This is a genomic window from Pseudomonas sp. GM41(2012), from assembly GCF_000282315.2.
Taxonomy (GTDB): Bacteria; Pseudomonadota; Gammaproteobacteria; order Pseudomonadales; family Pseudomonadaceae; genus Aquipseudomonas.
Genome location: NZ_AKJN02000007.1, coordinates 358,161 through 376,197 on the forward strand (window position 1 = coordinate 358,161; position 18,037 = coordinate 376,197).

The window sequence follows — 18,037 nt, forward strand, 5'->3', positions numbered from 1 at the left end:
GTATCAGTCGATAAAAACTCTGAATGTAACGCCGCTATCGCGAGCAAGCTCAGCTCCTACAGGGGCGGTGTGTGATTTGCGGGTTAGTGTTGGGCGTTCCAGAGGGCCAACAACGCCGGCAACTCGCTCAGGCTGCGAATCTCGGCATCGGGTGCCTTCTCGGCTTCCCACACCTTGCCCGCCGGGTTAAACCAGATCGCCCGCAATCCCGCCTGCTGGGCGCCGGCAATGTCGTCACCCGGATGATCGCCGATATGCACGGCCGTCTCGGCCGTCGCACCACCGCGTTGCAACGCCTCATGAAACAGTCGCGCATCCGGCTTGCCGATGCCGATGTCTTCGGCGCACAAGGCAAACTTGAAGTAATCCGCCAGCCCTAACCGACGAACATCGGCGTTGCCATTGGTGACCACGCCAAGGGCGTAGTGATTGGCCAGCGTCTCGAGGGTCGGTTGCACCTCCGGGAAGATTTCCAGCTGATGCCGGGCATGCAGAAACACTTCAAAACTCTGATCGGCCAGGTCTGAGGCCTGACCCTGGTCGTAACCGGCCTCTTCCAGCGCGTGGAACAAGACTCGGCGGCGCAGGGCGCTGATGCGGTGCTTGAGGCCCGGCTCACTGCTCAGGATCCGCTCGCGAATCGCCCACAAATGCTCCACCGGTACGGCGCCCAGATTCGGTGCATGCTCGGTCAGCCATTCACGCAATACGGCTTCGGCGCTGACGATCACCGGGGCGGTATCCCACAGGGTGTCGTCGAGGTCGAAGGTGATCAATTGAATTCTCATGACTCATCGCCTTTGATGCGTTTGGCCCGTGGATGGGCGCTGTCGTAAACCGTCGCCAGGTGCTGGAAGTCCAGGTGGGTATAGATCTGGGTGGTTTTGATGTCCGAGTGACCGAGCAATTCCTGAACCGCCCGCAGGTCCTGGGACGATTCCAGCAAATGGCTGGCGAAGGAGTGCCGCAGCATGTGCGGATGCAGGTTCTGCCCCAACTCGCGCTCGCCAGCGGCTTTAACCCGCACTTGAATCGCCCGTGGGCCGAGTCGCCGGCCTTGCTGGCTGACAAACACCGCGTCGTCCGCCGGGTTGGTCATGGCCCGTAGTGGTAGCCACAACTCCAGCGCTTCGCGAGCTTTCTTGCCGACCGGCAGCAGTCGGGTCTTGCTGCCCTTGCCGAGCACTTGAACCATGCCGTCGGCCAGGTCCAACTGATCCAGATTGAGCCCGGTCAGCTCCGACAGCCGCAAACCTGAGGAATAAAACAGCTCCAGAATCGCCTGATCCCGACGCGCCAGAAAATCATCTTCCACCGCGCCCTCAAGCAGTTGCAGCGCACGATCGGTGTCGAGGGTTTTTGGCAGCCGACGTTCGCCTTTCGGCGGCGCCAGGCCGTTGGCCGGGTCGTGGTCGCAGAGGCCTTCGCGGTTCAGATAATGATAGAGCCCGCGCACCGCCGACAGCAGCCGCGCCAGGCTGCGGGACGATTGGCCCTGTGAATGCAGACGAGCGATCAGGCTGCGCAGGCGCTGAATGTCCAGGGCCGCCCAACTGCTGATGTTCTGTTTGACGCACCAGCCCAGCACTTTGTCGAGGTCGCGACGGTAGGCGTACAGGGTGTGAGGCGACACCTGCCGCTCACTGCGCAGGTGTTCGCAGTAAGCGTCCAGTTGCCGTTCCACGATCAGCGTACCGAGCGCAGGGAGGTGTTGACCCGGGGTAGCACGCGGCCCATGACTTCGGCGATGTAGCTGAGGAACAGCGTGCCCACCGAACTCTTGTAGTGCTGCGGGTCGCGGCTGGCGATGGCCAGGACGCCGTGGATGCCTTGGTAGCTGATGGCGACGACGGCGGTGGAGCCAATCTGCTTGCGCTGTTCTTCGCCAAACAGGAAGTCCAGTTCGTGTTCACGCAAGCTGCCGCTGACGCTTTTGTCTTCCGAGAGCAAGCCGCCGATGGCCGTTTGCGCGTCGGCATGGGTGACCCAGCGGCCTACCGGCATCGGGTTGTCACCCAGCAGAATCAGGCTGACGAAGGGCACCTGGAAGTCCTGGCGCAGACTGTCTTCGACACTGATTACTACGTCTTCCAGGCTGGTGGCGTCCATCAGCGCGAGAATCAGGCGGCGGGTCTTTTCGAAGAGGCGGTCGTTGTCGCGGGCCACGTCCATCAAGTGCGAGAGGCGGTGACGCAACTCGATATTGCGGTCACGCAGGATGGTCATCTGGCGTTCGACCAGCGAAATGGTGTCGCCGCGCTGGTGCGGAATGCGCAAGGTTGCGAGCAGGTCTTCATGCTCGACGAAGAAATCCGGATGAGCCTCCAGGTACGCGGCAATCGCCGCCGCCTCAAGGCTTTCGGAAGGGGATTCGTCGGGCTGTAGGGCGGGAACCTGGGGCTTATCTTTCATGGATTCGACTCTCTCAAAGACGCACTTGTCCTTCATAAACGCGCACTGCCGGGCCGGTCATCATGACCGGTTGGCCAGGGCCTGCCCATTCAATGGACAAACGCCCGCCGGGCAGGTCGATCAATAGTGGCGAATCCATCCACCCCTGGCTGATCGCGGCCACTGCAGCAGCGCAAGCGCCGGTTCCGCACGCCTGGGTTTCCCCGGTCCCGCGCTCCCAGACGCGCAGCTGCGCGCGGCTCCGGTCGATGACCTGGAGAAAACCGACATTGACCCGCGCCGGGAAGCGCGAATGGTTTTCGATTTTCGGCCCCAGTTCATGCACCGGTGCATTGTTGATGTCGCTGACCCGCAGCACGGCATGGGGGTTGCCCATGGACACGGCGGCCAGGTCGACCAGGGTGCCGTCGACGTCAACCTGATAGCTCGTGGCCTGCTCCGGCGCTTCAAATGGAATCTCGGCCGGCACCAGGCGCGGTGCGCCCATGTTGACACCGATCTGCCCGTCGCTGCGGATATCCAGTTCGATGATGCCGCTTTTGGTCTCGACGCGGATCTGCCGCTTCGCGGTCAGGCGCTTGTCGAGCACGAAGCGAGCGAAGCAGCGCGCACCGTTGCCGCACTGTTCCACTTCGGAGCCGTCGGCGTTGAAGATCCTATAGCGGAAATCCACGTCCGGGTTGCTGGGCGCTTCGACGATCAGCAACTGGTCGAAACCGATACCCGTATGCCGATCGCCCCATTGCTTGGCGTGTTTGGGCAGGATGTGCGCATGCTGGCTGACCAGGTCGAGGACCATGAAGTCATTGCCCAGGCCGTGCATCTTGGTAAAACGCAGCAGCATGGTTTTACTCCGGCAGCAGGCTTTCGCCAGCAAACAACTCGGCTACCGTCTCACGGCGACGCACTTCAAATGCCTGATCACCGTCCACCAACACTTCAACGGCACGGCCGCGGGTGTTGTAGTTGGAACTCATGACAAACCCGTAGGCACCGGCCGAATGCACGGCCAGCAGGTCGCCTTCTTCCAGGGCCAACTGACGATCCTTGGCCAGGAAGTCGCCGGTCTCGCAGATCGGCCCGACGATGTCGTAGGGGCGAGCCGCGGTGGTGCGCGGGCGCACAGCGGTGACGTCCATCCAGGCCTGGTACAGCGCCGGGCGGATCAGGTCGTTCATGGCCGCGTCGACGATGGCGAAGTCTTTGTGTTCGGTGTGCTTGAGGTACTCGACCTGGGTCAGCAGCACGCCGGCGTTGGCGACGATAAAGCGGCCCGGCTCGAACACCAGCGCCAGGTCACGACCGTCGAGACGCTCGCGTACGGCTTTGATGTAGTCGGCAGCCAATGGCGGCTCTTCATCGCGATAACGCACGCCCAAACCACCACCGAGATCGATGTGGCGCAGGTAGATGCCGCAATCGCCGAGGCGGTCGACCAGGCCCAGCAGGCGGTCGAGGGCGTCGATGAACGGCGGCAGGGTGGTCAGTTGCGAGCCGATATGACAATCGACACCGACCACTTCCAGGTTTGGCAGTTGCGCGGCGCGGATGTACACGTCTTCGGCGTCGGCGATGGCGATGCCGAACTTGTTCTCTTTAAGACCGGTAGAAATGTACGGATGGGTGCCGGCGTCGACATCCGGATTCACGCGCAGCGAGATCGGCGCACGAACGCCCAGCTCGGCGGCGACCACTTGCAGACGTTCCAGCTCATCGGTGGATTCGACGTTGAAGCAATGCACGCCGACTTCCAGCGCGCGACGCATGTCGTCACGGGTCTTGCCGACGCCGGAGAACACGATCTTGTCGGCGGAGCCGCCCGCGGCCAGTACGCGTTCCAGCTCACCACGGGAGACGATGTCAAAACCGGCGCCCAAACGCGCCAGGACATTCAGTACACCCAGGTTGGAGTTGGCCTTGACCGCAAAGCAGACCAGGTGCGGCATGCCGGCCAGCGCATCGGCGTAAGCCAGGTACTGGGCTTCGATGTGCGCACGGGAGTAGACGTAGGTCGGTGTGCCAAAGCGTTCGGCGATGGCGGACAGGGCAACACCTTCCGCGAACAGCTCGCCGTCACGGTAATTAAAAGCTTCCATGGCGTTCCCTTATTGGTAGACGTCGTGCTTGTGTGCTTTCGACGGAGACTTCTGCGACGACTTGGCCTGCTCGGCAGGATCCTGGCTATCGTCAGGCAGGTACAGCGGGCCTTTTTGACCGCAGGCCGACACAAGGCAGGCAACCGCGAGGAGCGCAGCAAGGGAAGAGATCAGGCGCTTCATGGCGAAATCCTTGAAAATGCATTAATTGCGCCGGAGTATACCGGCCACCCGGCAGCTTGCCTATGCGACGGGGCTCCCGTCCGGCGGGGCTTGGCGTGATGCCGGTCAGCCAAACGCAATCCCTGTGGGAGCGAGCCTGCTCGCGATGGCGGAGTGTCAGTCAACGAAGATGTTGAATATGATGGCCCCATCGCGAGCAGGCTCGCTCCCACAGGTTTGCAGGTCTGTAGGAAGGGCCCTTGGTCGTTATCCTTTGCAATCACCGGGGCTCGCCCGTATCTTGCGGCGCTTGAGCGTGAGTAGACACTTTTTGAGGTTCCCGCAATGAGTTTGACTGAAGCCCGTTTCCACGATCTGGTCGATGCCACCCAGCAGACGCTGGAGGATATTTTTGACGAGTGTGACCTGGATATCGATCTGGAGAGCTCGGCCGGTGTGCTCACCGTCAAGTTCGAAAACGGCAGCCAGTTGATTTTCAGCCGCCAGGAACCGCTGCGGCAGCTATGGCTGGCAGCCGTGTCCGGCGGGTTCCACTTCGATTACGACGAAGAGAGCAAGCGTTGGATGTGTGACAAGAGCGACGAACAACTCGGCGAGATGCTCGAGCGCATCGTCAAGCAGCAAGCTGACGCCGAGCTCGATTTCGAAGGTTTGTGAGATCGTGACCCAGCCTGCGCCCGTTCGTCCGCCCAAACCGCTCTACAGCAATGTCAGCCCGGCGGTGGCTTCACCGTGCAGCGGCGTGTGTCGGCTGGATGAGCAGAAGGTCTGCCTTGGGTGTTTTCGCCATGTCGAAGACATCCGCGAATGGCGCTCGGCCGATGACGATCGGCGTCGTGTCATCTGCGCCCAGGCCACACAGCGCAAGACCTTGGCATAAGGGCTTTTGTGGCGAGGGGGCTTGTCGGATCGCCGCACCGTCCCGTTCGGCTGCGAAGCAGTCGTGAGTTTTTTTGGGGGCGCTTCGCGACCCAACGGGGGCAAGCCCCCTCGCCACAGGGTTTTCTTCCACACGTCTGAAGCGCCACTCGGCCTCACTTGTTTATTTATTGAGCTGTGATAGTGTCCAGATACGCCTCAACCCATCGAGGCTCGTGAAAACCCCGCCTTTTTCTGGCGGGGTTTTGCTTTTTCTGTGCAGAAGAAAGGAGTCTGCCCAAATCATGACCGCACCTTCAATCACTCTTACCCGTCTGGACGTACAACGTCTGGAACGCCTGATCGACAGCCTGGATGACACGCTGCCGGGCGTTATCGCGCTGCAAACCGAACTGGATCGCGCCGATACCCTGGTCGGTCACGATGAAGTACCCGCCGATGTCGTGACCATGAATTCCCGTGTGCATTGCCGCGAAGAAGGCAGTGGCAAGGACTATCACCTGACGCTGGTTTATCCGAAGGATGCCAACGCCGACGAAGGCAAGATTTCCATTCTGGCGCCAGTGGGCAGCGCGCTGCTCGGCCTGAAGGTGGGTCAGCACATCGACTGGCCGGCACCGGGCGGCAAGACGCTCAAACTGACCCTGCTGGAAGTTGAATGGCAGCCGGCCGAGGGCGGTCACTTTCCGGAATAAGCTCGTCAGACCTGCTCGAGCGCCTCGTTCAATGCGCGCTCCAGGTCAGCCTTGTAGCGCAAATACAAAATGCTTGAACTCTGACCATCACCGAGCAGGCCCGACAGGTCCAGGTCGGTGATGTAGCAGCGATAGCGTTCGGTTTCACGGCGCTGCTCGACGATTTCCCGGGCGACCACGCTGAACAGTCGGTCGCCATGTTCCAGCTCTGAAAATTCCCGCTGATTGCAATACAACGTGACCTGCACCTGTCCCGGTGCTGCTTTGCCGACAATCGCCTGCACGTCGTAGAACGGTTTGTTGACCGGGGTTTGCGGCGCTGGCCGAGCTTCGACCCGACGCGCCCGTACAGGGCCGGAGGGCAGCAGTTGGTAATACAAGGTGTCCAGGCTCAGCGGCTGGGCGACGTCCATCGGCAGCAAGGCGTCGCGCCGGTACTGGATCGATTGCAGGAAACGTTGCAGCGGCACCAGCAGGCTTTGCTCGTCGTGATAGGGCAAGCGCTGCTGCCACAGGGCATTGAATTCATCCAGCACGTACAGGTCGGCGTGGTATTCGTTGATCCGGTAGAACACCTGAATGCAATCGGGCTGGCCCATCGGCAGGACCAGCGCCAGGTCGTGATCTTCCAGTGCCATCGGGTCCAGGTGCAGCGGGCTGTAGCTTGCCCGCTCTTCGCCCAGGTAATCGACCAGCGCCGGCAGCGTGGCGAGGGCGACATGATTGACCTGGCCGGGCACCAGTTCCAACACGTGGTAGTGCTGCTGGACCTGAATCAGGTAGCGATGATTGAGTTTGCTCAACAGCAGGTTCTGCGCGGTGTCGAGGATCTCTTCAACCCGCTGGGCGATAAACTGCGCGCGGTTGTGGCAGAAGCAACGAACCCGCAACGTGGGTTGTTGTAGCCCGCCGGGCAGGTTGTTGAGGTAATCGCGCACACAGTCGAGCAGCGCGTGAGGGCCGTCGAAGCGGCTGACCAGCACTTCGTTCCAACTGTTGAGCGTGACCTGATCCAGGGTCAGTACCAGGTTTTCCCGGACGCCGGCGTAACTCAGGGAGTCGGTGCGCTCGGTGGTCATCAGGATGTTCAGGTCGCGGTGGTGCTTGAGTGGATCGACGCCGACGTTCACCAGAATCAGCACTTCGCTCGGCACGCTGGCGCGCAGTAACGGTTCTTCGGCAACGGTCGTCAGCGGCAGGACGATGCTCTGTTGCAGGCTGCCGAGCAGGTTGAACAGTTCGAACTCGCTCAGGTCGCTGGTGCCGGGATGCAAGGCCAGGCGAGTGCTGCTGTCGATCACGCCATTGCGGTGACACCAGGTCAGCAGTTCCAGCAATTGGCGGCTGCGCTTGATCGGTGCGAAATGTTCCCATTCGAGGGCCGTCAGGCTGCCGTTGTACAACCCCCACTGAGTTTGACCCGATTCTTTTTTGTTCGGCGCGTGCACCAGCGTGAGGGTGTCTTCGGCCAGATCCGGGGCGATGCCAGGGTTGATGAACTCGACCTTGTCGGCCTTGCGCTCGAAAGCTGCGTACAGCCGTCGACCCAGCACGTTGAGGTCGCGCTTGTTGATCAGGCTGACGGTCTGTTCGTTGCGGGCGAACTGGGTCAGGAAGCGATAGCTGTAATTTAGCTCGTTGACCAAGGCCCTGCGTTCAGAGCCGACCTGACGGACTTTCCACTGGCTGCGGCTATCGAGCAGCGCCAGTTGACGATGGTCCCACTGCCATTCGTGGGCCAGGCGTTTGAGCAACGAACGCTGCCAGCTCTGCGTGCGACTGTTGCTGCCGGTGAGTTTGCGATTGACCTTCAGGTACAACGCCCGGCGTACCAGCTCCAGGCGTTCCGGCTCGCCACGGGCGGTGAGGTATTCCTCGATGCGCCGGTAAACCACGACGTAGGGATCCAGCTCATCAAGGTCGAGCCGATTGGCAAACACCGCTTGCTTGAAGCGCAGGCTCAGGCAATGGACCTTGGGATGTTCGCTGGCGTAGACCTCGATCAGCAGCAGCTTGAGGACCGATTTGTACGGCGACTCGATGCCCTTGAACAACTGCCAGAGCCCGGCACCGATAAATTCGCCAGGCGGGATATAGGCCAGATGCCCCAGGTCGAGGGTTTCATCGGCACGGATGAAGCGCTTGGACATCAGCGTGTGGGTGTAACGGTCGTAGCTCGCTTCTTCGTAGACGGGCACCAGCCACCAGATGGGCGTGCGTCCGGCCAGCCAGATCGCGGTGCGATAAAACTCGTCCAGCAGCAGATAGTGCTGGGTGGTGCCGCAGTCTTCCGAGCTCAGTTGGGTATCACGTTCGCCGCGTACGAAACGGGTCGGGTCGATCAGGAAGAAATGCGCCTCGGCGCCCTGACTGGCCGCCCAGGTTTCGAGAAGCTGGCATTTTTTGCGCAGTTCAGTGAGCTCGCTTTCGCTCAAGTCCGGCCCGTGACAGACCCACACGTCCATGTCGCTTCGGTCGGCCTGGGCGAGGGTGCCGAGGCTGCCCATCAGGAACAGGCCGTGAATCGGTCGCGGCGGATTGCTGCCATGGCGGGGCTTATAGGAAAACGAGCGGGTCAGGCGTTGGGCTTCGGCGAGGGTGTTGGCGTCGGGTTCGTAATTCGACAGCCCGGCCGGCGTGCCGCCCGAAACGTACCCCGGCAACAGCGGATGATTGACGTGGAAAAACAGCGGCAACAAGGTCAGCACTGCTTGCTGGCGGGTCGACAACCCTTCCATGGCGCGGGCCATGCGGCCTTCATTGAGCTTCAGAAAACGTGCGCGCAGCTGGCTGAGAACCTTGCGGTCGATTCCCTCGTCCAGATCGGGGCGGATTTCATGGGTGCGGGTCATGTCAGCTCAAACCGGCTCGCGGGGCTCAGACGTGGATGTCTGCGGATGAGGGGCAGTTTAGCGCCTCGGCTCCAGGACTTTTAAGCTGATTTTGTTTTTCCGGCGTCAGATTTTTATCGCGAGGCGACGACAGGTAACAGGGCAGGTAACGAAATGTGCCCGCGGAAATCCCGTAGCAGGGGTTTCCGTGGGCGCGACGGTAATGCTCAGGCAGTTTCCCGGACGTTGAGAATGGTCAGAACGGTTTGCACATTTTGCGCGGCGTCACGACCGAGGCTGGTCAGATAACCACCATCTGGCTGGGTGATCAGTTCTTTGTCGAACAGTCTTTGGGCGGCGGCAATGGCTTTCGGGGCAGCGGTTTGATGAATTTTCAAACCTTCCTGGGAACTGTCCAGGTTGAAGAGTGCGAGGATTTCCAGTTCGGCAACCAACTCAGGGGTAAGCGACATAAGGACTCCAGACTTTCTAGGAATTGGACGACAGCGTCCCTAAGGTGATCCCACTCGGGCGGCATGTCCAGTGCTCGCGACAGGGTTTTTTCGCCTTGGGAAGCATTCCCCGGTGGGTGGTGCGGCAGCGGGGTGGGTTCAGTGTAGTCAGGGGCTGGAGGAAGGCGGGAGCGATTGGTGACAATTTGTGTTGGAGCCGATTCTGTGGCGAGGGAGCGGCCGTCTGTGGCGAGGGGGCTTGCCCCCGTTGGGTCGCGAAGCGGCCCCAAAAGCTTTGCGACTGCTTCGCAGCCGAACGGGGGCAAGCCCCCTCGCCACAGGGGCCTGCGCGGTTATTTCTTTTCGGGCGGCAACTCTGGCAATGCACGCAACGCGGCTTCATACCATTCGGTATTGAACGCGCGGTCTTCTTCGAGGATTGCGTCGATTTCCACTGCCAGAACGTGTGCCATCAGATTGAGGATTTCTTCACGCTCGTAACCCACCAGGGTTAGCTTGTTGAAGGTCGCCTTGGCGGCTGGCGGGTTGTCGCTTTCGATCTGGTTTTCGATGGCTTCGACCAGGGTGTTTTCGGCGAACTCTTCTTCGTCGATCTCGATATCTGTTGGCTCGCTCATGGCAGGCTCCTCAAGTTAAGGCGGCCAGTTTACCTGCATTCAGCGCTGTGATGCTGCTGGCAAGAAACGTCGCGGCGTTCTATAAAAGGCACCTGCCAACCCCGCACGGCCTGGAGGCTATGTGATGCTCAAGCTTTATGGATTTTCCGTCAGCAACTACTACAACATGGTCAAGCTGGCGCTGCTCGAGAAGGGACTGCCGTTTGAAGAGGTGATGTTTCACCCGGGGCCGAGCCCCGAGGCATTAGCCATCAGCCCGCGCGGGAAGGTGCCGGTGCTGGGCGTCGAACAGGGTTTCGTCAACGAAACCAGCGTGATTCTCGAGTTCCTCGAACAAAGCCAGAAAGGCACGCCACTGTTGCCAAGCGATCCCTTTGAGCGATCGCAGGTCCTGGCACTGGCCAAGGAAATCGAGCTGTACATCGAATTGCCGGGGCGTGCCTGCTACGCCGAAGCATTTTTCGGCATGACTGTGCCGGATGCGATCAAGGAAAAGACCAAAGCCGAGTTGCTGCTGGGGTTTGCCTCACTGGGCAGGCACGGCAAGTTCGCCCCTTATGTGGCAGGCGACAGCCTGAGCATTGCGGATTTGTATTTCTTCTACAGCGTGCCGTTGGCCTGTGCGGTGGCGCAGAAGCTGTTTGACCTGGATTTGCTGGCTGAGATGCCGGCGGCCAAGGCGCTGCTGGAGCGTCTGGGGCAAAATCCGAATGTGCAGCGGATTGCGAAGGACAAGGAAGCGGCGATGCCAGCGTTTTTGGCGATGGTCGCGTCCAAGAAGTAGGTTTTTGCAGCGTTCTTGCGAATGTCATCGCGGGCACGCCTTGCTCCTACGGATCACGCGAATCCCTAGGAGCAAGGCTTGCCCGCGATGCTTTTAGCGGCTGGCGAGCAACGCCTGGCCGCGAACCACAGCCTTCTTGACCTGTGCCGGCGCAGTTCCGCCGATATGGTCACGGGCATTCACCGAGCCTTCCAGGGTCAGCACGGCGAACACGTCCTGATCGATCTGGTCGCTGAACTTGCGCAACTCTTCCAGGCTCATTTCCGCCAGGTCTTTACCGCTTTCCACGCCGTACTTCACGGCATGGCCAACGATTTCGTGGCAGTCACGGAACGGCAGACCACGACGTACCAGGTAGTCGGCCAGGTCGGTGGCGGTGGAGAAGCCGCGCAGGGCTGCTTCACGCATCATCGCGTGCTTGGGTTTGATCGCCGGGATCATGTCGGCAAAGGCCCGCAGCGAGTCGCGCAATGTGTCGGCGGCGTCGAACAGTGGCTCTTTATCTTCCTGGTTGTCCTTGTTGTAGGCCAGTGGCTGGCCTTTCATCAGGGTCAGCAGGCCCATCAGTGCACCGAATACGCGACCGGTCTTGCCACGCACCAGCTCCGGGACGTCCGGGTTTTTCTTTTGCGGCATGATCGAGCTGCCGGTGCAGAAACGGTCCGGCAGATCGATGAACTGGAACTGCGCGCTGGTCCACAGCACCAGCTCTTCGGAGAAGCGCGACAAGTGCATCATCGCGATGCTCGCGGCCGAGCAGAACTCGATGGCGAAGTCACGATCGGACACGTTGTCCAGCGAGTTACCGCCCACAGCGTCGAAGCCCAGCAGTTGAGCGGTGTATTCGCGGTCGATCGGGTAGGTGGTTCCGGCCAGTGCGGCACTGCCCAGCGGCATGCGGTTGGTACGTTTGCGGCAGTCGACCAGGCGTTCGTAGTCGCGGCTGAGCATTTCGAACCAGGCCAGCATGTGGTGCCCGAAGGTCACCGGCTGCGCGGTTTGCAGGTGGGTGAAGCCCGGCATGATGCTACCGGCTTCGCGCTCGGCCTGCTCCAGCAAGCCTTTTTGCAGGCGGGTGATTTCGCTCAGGATCAGGTCGATCTCGTCACGCAGCCACAGGCGGATGTCGGTGGCGACCTGGTCGTTACGGCTGCGCCCGGTGTGCAGCTTTTTACCGGTGACGCCGATGCGATCGGTCAGACGCGCCTCGATGTTCATGTGCACGTCTTCGAGGTCGATGCGCCAGTCGAACTGGCCGGCCTCGATTTCACCCTGGATGGTCTTCAGGCCATCAGTGATGCTGTCGCGCTCGGCATCGGTCAGCACGCCGACCTTGGCCAGCATCGTGGCGTGAGCGATCGAGCCCATGATGTCGTGGCGATACAGGCGCTGGTCGAAAGTGACGGAGGCGGTGAAGCGGGCGACGAAGGCGTCGACGGGTTCACTGAAGCGGCCGCCCCAGGACTGATTGGTCTTGTCAGTGCTCATGAATTCGCTCGTGTCGGCTGAAGAAAGATGGCGTAGAAAGCTGTCGCGGATAATAACAGGGTTGCCAATCCTGTCGCTGACACTGGTCGATACGTTTTTTTCTCAGGTGGCGGTCCATACTCGAATCAATGCCGAGGGGAATTGCGCAACGATATTTTTCAATTGAGCAATATCGTGCCGGCAACCGTCTACAGTTGGACAGTAGGACCAGCGCACTTCCAGACGCTGCAGCTGACTATAAGAAGAGGGGGTGTTCGTATTGTGTATCAACAAACCCTACGGCGATGCCTCGCCAATGCGGGCCTGGGCCGCCAAACGCACGACAGATGAAAATTTAGCCGTCGGTCGGGCGGCACTTTTTGGCCCTCGCGCTAGTCTTAGCGTGGATCGCGGTGACGGACGTCACTTCACCTGTCTACGCTATCCTTGTGCGAGACTCACGCAGGAATCCAGCGCAATATGAATGTCCTGATCGTTGATGACGAACCCCTTGCCCGCGAGCGCCTGAGCCGAATGGTTGGCGAACTCGAGGGATACAGTGTCCTGGAGCCTAGCGCCACGAACGGCGATGAGGCGTTGGCACTGATCGACAGCCACAAACCGGATATCGTGCTGCTCGATATCGGCATGCCAGGCCTCGATGGCCTGCAAGTGGCTGCACGGTTGTGCGAACGCGAAACCCCGCCCGCCGTGGTGTTTTGCACCGGGCCCGATGAATTTGCCGTGGAAGCCCTGCAGGCCAGCGCCGTGGGCTATCTGGTGAAGCCTGTGCGAACTGAACATTTACATGATGCATTGAAAAAAGCCGAGCGACCCAATCGTGTACAGCTCGCTGCCTTGACCCGTCCCGCAGCCGAAAGTGGCAGTGGCCCACGCAGCCACATCAGCGCCCGTACCCGTAAAGGCATCGAACTGATCCCGTTGGGTCAGGTGGTCTACTTTATTGCGGATCACAAATACGTGACCTTGCGCCACGAAGGCGGCGAAGTGCTGCTGGATGAGCCGCTCAAGGCCCTTGAAGATGAATTTGGTGACCGCTTCGTGCGAATCCACCGCAACGCGCTGGTTGCTCGCGAGCGCATCGAACGCCTGCAACGCACGCCTCTGGGGCATTTTCAGCTGTTCCTCAAAGGCTTGAACGGCGACGCCCTGATCGTCAGCCGACGGCATGTGGCGGGCGTGCGCAAGATGATGCAACAGCTTTAATCCGCCATTTTCGGGCGGGTTTCATCCCGATTGCTGGATGTCTGAGGCCAGGGAGGCCACGCGGTTTCTGATACAAGTCAAAGTGGATTTGGCTGAGCTGTTATTATCTGCCGTATCTATTCAGTACGGATTGATCCATGTCCTCTCGCGAAATCCGCATCGCCACCCGTAAAAGTGCACTCGCCCTGTGGCAGGCCGAATACGTCAAAGCCCGTCTGGAAGAGGCCCATCCGGGTCTGCTCGTGACGTTGGTGCCCATGGTCAGTCGCGGTGACAAGTTGCTCGACTCGCCACTGTCGAAAATCGGCGGCAAGGGCCTGTTCGTCAAAGAACTGGAAACCGCGCTGCTGGAAAACGAAGCCGACATCGCAGTGCACTCGATGAAAGACGTGCCGATGGACTTCCCTGAAGGTCTCGGTCTGTTTTGCATCTGTGAGCGCGAAGACCCGCGCGATGCATTCGTCTCCAACACCTACGCCAGCCTGGACGAATTGCCGCAAGGCAGCATCGTCGGCACCTCCAGCCTGCGCCGTCAGGCCCAGTTGCTGACCCGTCGTCCGGACCTGGAAATTCGCTTCCTGCGCGGCAACGTCAACACGCGCCTGGCCAAGCTCGATGCCGGTGAATACGACGCCATTATCCTCGCCGCCGCCGGCCTGATTCGTCTCGGCTTTGAAGATCGGATTACCTCGGCCATCAGCGTCGACGACAGTCTGCCGGCCGGTGGCCAAGGTGCGGTGGGTATCGAATGCCGCAGCGTCGACAGCGAAATTCACGCGCTGTTGGCACCGCTGCACCATCAGGACACCGCCACCCGCGTGACCGCCGAACGTGCTCTCAACAAACATTTGAATGGCGGCTGCCAAGTGCCGATCGCCTGCTATGCCGTGCTTGAAGGCGAGCAGATCTGGTTGCGGGGTCTTGTCGGTGATCCGAACGGCGGTCTGCTGCTCAGCGCCGAGGCTCGTGCGCCACGTAGCGACGCCGAAGCCTTGGGCGTGCAAGTGGCTGAAGACCTGTTGAGTCAAGGCGCCAACGACATTCTGAAAGCAGTCTACGGCGAGGCAGGTCACGAGTGACGGGTTGGCGCCTGCTGCTGACGCGTCCCGCGGATGAGTCGGCGGCGCTGAGCAGTCTTTTGGCCGAAAAGGGGATTTTCAGCAGCAGTTTGCCGCTTTTGGAGATCGAGCCGATTCCTGCTTCTGACACAATGCGCGAGATGATTCAGGGACTGGATCGCTATTGCGCGGTGATCGTGGTCAGCAAGCCGGCCGCCAGAATTGCCTTGGATCTGCTCGACAGGTATCGGCCGCAACCCCCTCGTTTGAAGTGGTTCAGCGTGGGGGCCGCCACCGCGCAGATCCTCGAGGATCGCGGGTTGGACATCAGCTTTCCGGTGGAGGGCGATGACAGCGAAGCCTTGCTTGAACTTCCTCAGTTGCGCGAGGCAATCGCGCGGCCCGCTCCACGCGTGCTGATCATGCGTGGGGAGGGCGGGCGCGAGTTGCTGGCTGAGCGTTTGCGCGAGCTTGGTGCTAGTGTCGAGTATCTGGAGTTGTACCGCCGCGACCTGCCGCAGTACCCGCCGGCAGCGCTGCCTGACCGGATCGAAGCGGAACGCTTGAACGGGCTGGTGGTCAGCAGTGGACAGGGTTTTGAGCACCTGCATCAATTGGCCGGCGATGCCTGGCCGCAATTGGCGCGGTTGCCGTTGTTTGTTCCAAGCCCCAGGGTCGCCGAGCTGGCACGTGCCGCCGGGGCCCAAACAGTTGTGGATTGTCGTGGCGCCAGTGCCGCGGCTTTGCTGACGGCGTTGCGGGAGCATCCCGGACCCGTTCTCTAATGCAAAGGATGGATACGTGAGCGAAACAGCCTTGCCTAAAGATGACGTCAAGCCAGTGCTCGATGCACCGGTTGAAGCACCGGTTGAAACCGGGCCACCTGCTGCAGTGCAGCGCCGAGGCAATGGGCTGGCAATCGTCGCGCTGCTGCTGGGCGCTGCCGGTGTCGCCGTGGGCGGTTGGGGAGTCTGGCAGGTGCGTCACCTGCAAGCCAATACTCAACTGCAGTTGAGTCAGGTCCAGGCATTGAACGATCAGGCACAGGACCTGAAGCTCAATGAGCAACGCCTGACTGCTCGCCTGGAGCAGATGCCTGCCGCCGCCGAGCTCGATGCGCGCAGTCGTTTGGTCACTCAACTTCAAGGCGATCAGCAGCGCTTGAATCAACGTCTGGAAACGGTTCTCGGCGCCAGCCGCAAGGATTGGCGTCTGGCCGAGGCCGAGCACCTGCTGCGTCTGGCCAGCCTGCGTCTTTCCGCGTTGCAGGACATCAGCAGTGCCCAGGCTTTGGTGCAGGGCGCCGATGAAATTCTGCGCGAACAGAATGACCCGGGTTCCTTTGCCGCTCGCGAGCAAGTGGCCAAAACACTGGTGGCATTGCGTAGCACCCAACAGCCGGATCGCACCGGTCTGTTCCTGCGACTGGGGGCGCTGCGCGATCAGGTGATCAGCCTCACCGAGTTGGCACCCGAGTACAAGGACCGTGGCGAATCCCTGCTGGGTCTCACCGCTGATGGCGATGGCGCCAGTCGTTGGGCGCAATGGTGGGATCAGGTCTCGCGCTACATCCGCATCGACTTCAACGCCGACAAGAATGTGCGTCCGTTGCTGGCCGGGCAGAGCCTGAGCCAGGTGCGCCTGGCCCTGAGCCTGGCGCTGGAGCAGGCGCAATGGGCCGCACTCAATGGCCAGGCCGCGGTTTATACCCAGGCGCTGGCCGAAGCGCGGGACGTGCTCAAGGGCAACTTCAACCCGGACAACCCTCAGAGCAAAGTGATGCTTGAGCAGGTTGGCGAGTTGAGCAAGCAACCGGTCACCGTTGTCACGCCAGACCTGACCGGCACGCTGAGTGCGGTTCAGGGGTATCTGGAGCGGCGTAACGTCAACGCCGAGGACTCGATCAAACCGATGGCCAAACCTGCCGCGGACACTGCGCAGGAGGCGACGCCATGAAACGCCTCTATGTGATCGTGTTCCTGGTGATCGCCGCTGCTGCCGCGCTCGGGCTGGCGATTGCCGAGCATTCCGGTTACGTGCTGATCGCCTATAAAAGCTTCCGTTACGAATCGAGCCTGTGGGCAACCCTGGCGTTGGTTGCCGTGCTCTGGCTGGTGTTCTGGGGCATCAAGGCGTTGATCGAATTGGTGACGACTTCCAGCGGTGTGGTCAATCCGTGGTCGCGGCGCAATCGCAGTCGCCGAGTGCAGGTGGCGATTGAACACGGTCAACTGGATCTGGCCGAAGGTCGCTGGGCCAGTGCGCAGCGCCATCTGCATCGGGCTGCGGAAGCCGAGCGCCTGCCTTTGCTTTACTACCTCGGCGCTGCCAGGGCCGCGAACGAACAAGGTCAATATGAGGAAAGCGACAACCTGCTGGAGCGCGCTCTTGAGCGACAACCCCAGGCAGAGTTGGCGATTGCCCTGAGCCACGCGCAATTACAGACTGATCGCGGCGATACCGACGGCGCCCTGGTGACCCTGCAAGCCATGCGCGAGCGTCATCCTCATAACGTCCAGACCTTGCGCCAGTTGCAGCGCTTGCACCAACAGCGGGGCGACTGGTCGGCCGTGATTCGTCTGCTGCCGGAGCTGCGCAAGGACAAGGTCCTGCCACCGGCCGAACTGGCCGAACTGGAACGCCGGGCCTGGGGTGAGAACCTGTCCCTGGCGGCGCATCAGGAAGAAGACGGGACGGTCGGCTTGCAATCGCTCAATCGCGCCTGGCAGCAGTTGACCTCAGCTCAGCGTCAGGAGCCGCAACTGGTGCTCGCTTATGCCGAGCAACTTCGGCAACTGGGTGCTCAGGTCGAGGCCGAAGAGATCCTGCGAACGGCGCTCAAGCGCAACTACGACAGTCATCTGGCGCGCCTCTACGGACTCGTTCGCGGTAGCGATCCGGCACGTCAACTGCACACGGCCGAGGGCTGGCTCAAGGATCATCCGGCCGATCCGAGCCTGTTGCTGACCCTGGGGCGCTTGTGTCTGCAAAGCAGCCTTTGGGGCAAGGCCCGGGACTATCTGGAGAGCAGCCTGCGAGTGCAGCGCAACCCGGAAGCCTGCGCGGAACTGGCGCGGCTGCTGGCGCAGCTGGGTGACACCGAGCGCAGCAATCACTTGTTCCAGGAGGGCTTGGTCTTGCTGGACGAGCGCTTGCTGGCGGCACCGTTGCCGGTTCCTGTTCACGCTTGAAGAGTGGTTGACGGGTCGCTCGAAGGAGCGATCCAGTCGCCTGCAAACTGTCGGGATTTTACCTTTGTAGTCCATCAACGGCAAAGTCCTACAGGGGACTACACCTAATCCTCTCGTTCCTGTC

19 protein-coding genes and 1 pseudogene are annotated in these 18,037 nt (G+C 61.0%); 10 read left to right on the forward strand and 10 right to left on the reverse strand.

Features of this window, described 5'->3' with window-relative positions; genetic code table 11:
* Positions 1 to 83 precede the first annotated feature (83 nt).
* From PMI27_RS12865 to lptM, 6 genes are read right to left on the reverse strand one after another with little or no spacing between them, the layout of a single operon-like run.
* Positions 84 to 788 (reverse strand): HAD family hydrolase, encoded by a 705-nt coding sequence (locus tag PMI27_RS12865; protein WP_008150255.1) that lies wholly within the window; start codon positions 786 to 788, stop codon positions 84 to 86.
* Positions 785 to 1,684 (reverse strand): tyrosine recombinase XerC, encoded by a 900-nt coding sequence (gene xerC, locus PMI27_RS12860; protein WP_008150257.1) that lies wholly within the window; start codon positions 1,682 to 1,684, stop codon positions 785 to 787. Before xerC ends, PMI27_RS12865 begins: the two co-directional genes overlap by 4 nt.
* 2 nt (positions 1,685 to 1,686) lie before the next feature.
* Positions 1,687 to 2,412, reverse strand: coding sequence for a DUF484 family protein (locus tag PMI27_RS12855; RefSeq protein ID WP_008150259.1), 726 nt, complete (start codon positions 2,410 to 2,412; stop codon positions 1,687 to 1,689).
* A gap of 13 nt (positions 2,413 to 2,425) precedes the next feature.
* Entirely contained in the window at positions 2,426 to 3,256 is an 831-nt protein-coding gene (gene dapF / locus PMI27_RS12850) for a diaminopimelate epimerase (protein ID WP_008150261.1), read from the reverse strand.
* Positions 3,257 to 3,260: 4 nt separating this feature from the next.
* The gene (gene lysA / locus PMI27_RS12845) at positions 3,261 to 4,508 is read right to left on the reverse strand and encodes a diaminopimelate decarboxylase (RefSeq protein ID WP_008150262.1); all 1,248 of its coding nucleotides are present in this window, start codon (positions 4,506 to 4,508) and stop codon (positions 3,261 to 3,263) included.
* Positions 4,509 to 4,517: 9 nt separating this feature from the next.
* Positions 4,518 to 4,691, reverse strand: a complete 174-nt coding sequence (lptM, locus tag PMI27_RS30545) for an LPS translocon maturation chaperone LptM (protein WP_008150264.1) — start codon at positions 4,689 to 4,691, stop codon at positions 4,518 to 4,520.
* 324 nt (positions 4,692 to 5,015) lie between these two features.
* Here lptM and cyaY point away from each other — a divergent pair, with 324 nt between their 5' ends.
* The 3 genes from cyaY to rnk all read left to right on the forward strand — a co-directional run bounded on the left by cyaY (position 5,016) and on the right by rnk (position 6,265).
* Positions 5,016 to 5,348, forward strand: coding sequence for an iron donor protein CyaY (gene cyaY, locus PMI27_RS12835; protein ID WP_008150266.1), 333 nt, complete (start codon positions 5,016 to 5,018; stop codon positions 5,346 to 5,348).
* A 4-nt stretch (positions 5,349 to 5,352) separates the two neighbouring features.
* The gene (locus tag PMI27_RS0229510; protein WP_033053385.1) at positions 5,353 to 5,571 is read left to right on the forward strand and encodes a DUF1289 domain-containing protein; all 219 of its coding nucleotides are present in this window, start codon (positions 5,353 to 5,355) and stop codon (positions 5,569 to 5,571) included.
* Positions 5,572 to 5,854: 283 nt separating this feature from the next.
* A complete protein-coding gene (gene rnk, locus PMI27_RS12830; protein WP_008150268.1) occupies positions 5,855 to 6,265 on the forward strand; it encodes a nucleoside diphosphate kinase regulator in 411 nt (136 codons plus the stop codon).
* 5 nt (positions 6,266 to 6,270) lie between these two features.
* Here rnk and PMI27_RS12825 read toward each other — a convergent pair whose 3' ends face one another.
* From PMI27_RS12825 to PMI27_RS12815, 3 genes are all read right to left on the reverse strand, one after another.
* Positions 6,271 to 9,117 (reverse strand): class I adenylate cyclase, encoded by a 2,847-nt coding sequence (locus PMI27_RS12825; RefSeq protein ID WP_008150270.1) that lies wholly within the window; start codon positions 9,115 to 9,117, stop codon positions 6,271 to 6,273.
* A 206-nt stretch (positions 9,118 to 9,323) separates the two neighbouring features.
* Positions 9,324 to 9,569 (reverse strand): TIGR02647 family protein, encoded by a 246-nt coding sequence (locus PMI27_RS12820; RefSeq protein WP_008150272.1) that lies wholly within the window; start codon positions 9,567 to 9,569, stop codon positions 9,324 to 9,326.
* A gap of 332 nt (positions 9,570 to 9,901) precedes the next feature.
* Entirely contained in the window at positions 9,902 to 10,186 is a 285-nt protein-coding gene (locus tag PMI27_RS12815; protein ID WP_008150274.1) for a hypothetical protein, read from the reverse strand.
* 124 nt (positions 10,187 to 10,310) lie between these two features.
* Between PMI27_RS12815 and PMI27_RS12810 the strand changes: the two genes are divergently transcribed.
* Complete coding sequence (locus PMI27_RS12810) at positions 10,311 to 10,970, forward strand: glutathione S-transferase family protein (RefSeq protein ID WP_008150276.1); 660 nt, start codon at positions 10,311 to 10,313, stop codon at positions 10,968 to 10,970.
* A gap of 93 nt (positions 10,971 to 11,063) precedes the next feature.
* Here PMI27_RS12810 and argH read toward each other — a convergent pair whose 3' ends face one another.
* Positions 11,064 to 12,458, reverse strand: a complete 1,395-nt coding sequence (gene argH, locus PMI27_RS12805; RefSeq protein WP_008150277.1) for an argininosuccinate lyase — start codon at positions 12,456 to 12,458, stop codon at positions 11,064 to 11,066.
* 140 nt (positions 12,459 to 12,598) lie between these two features.
* On the opposite strand from argH, the pseudogene PMI27_RS32505 reads away from it, so the two are divergent.
* The 6 genes and pseudogenes from PMI27_RS32505 to PMI27_RS12780 form a co-directional block, all read left to right on the forward strand.
* Positions 12,599 to 12,921: pseudogene (locus tag PMI27_RS32505) on the forward strand (sensor histidine kinase); the annotation flags it as partial.
* The gene (locus PMI27_RS12800) at positions 12,918 to 13,664 is read left to right on the forward strand and encodes a LytR/AlgR family response regulator transcription factor (RefSeq protein ID WP_008150278.1); all 747 of its coding nucleotides are present in this window, start codon (positions 12,918 to 12,920) and stop codon (positions 13,662 to 13,664) included. The pseudogene PMI27_RS32505 and the gene PMI27_RS12800, both read left to right, overlap by 4 nt.
* Positions 13,665 to 13,801: 137 nt before the next feature.
* Positions 13,802 to 14,743: a hydroxymethylbilane synthase gene (gene hemC / locus PMI27_RS12795; RefSeq protein WP_008150280.1), complete on the forward strand. Its 942-nt coding sequence runs from the start codon at positions 13,802 to 13,804 to the stop codon at positions 14,741 to 14,743.
* Complete coding sequence (locus tag PMI27_RS12790; protein WP_008150282.1) at positions 14,740 to 15,507, forward strand: uroporphyrinogen-III synthase; 768 nt, start codon at positions 14,740 to 14,742, stop codon at positions 15,505 to 15,507. The genes hemC and PMI27_RS12790 overlap by 4 nt, the downstream gene beginning before the upstream one ends.
* A 16-nt stretch (positions 15,508 to 15,523) precedes the next feature.
* Complete coding sequence (locus PMI27_RS12785) at positions 15,524 to 16,678, forward strand: uroporphyrinogen-III C-methyltransferase (protein WP_008150284.1); 1,155 nt, start codon at positions 15,524 to 15,526, stop codon at positions 16,676 to 16,678.
* Positions 16,675 to 17,913 (forward strand): heme biosynthesis protein HemY, encoded by a 1,239-nt coding sequence (locus PMI27_RS12780; protein WP_008150287.1) that lies wholly within the window; start codon positions 16,675 to 16,677, stop codon positions 17,911 to 17,913. The genes PMI27_RS12785 and PMI27_RS12780 overlap by 4 nt, the downstream gene beginning before the upstream one ends.
* Positions 17,914 to 18,037 lie beyond the last annotated feature (124 nt).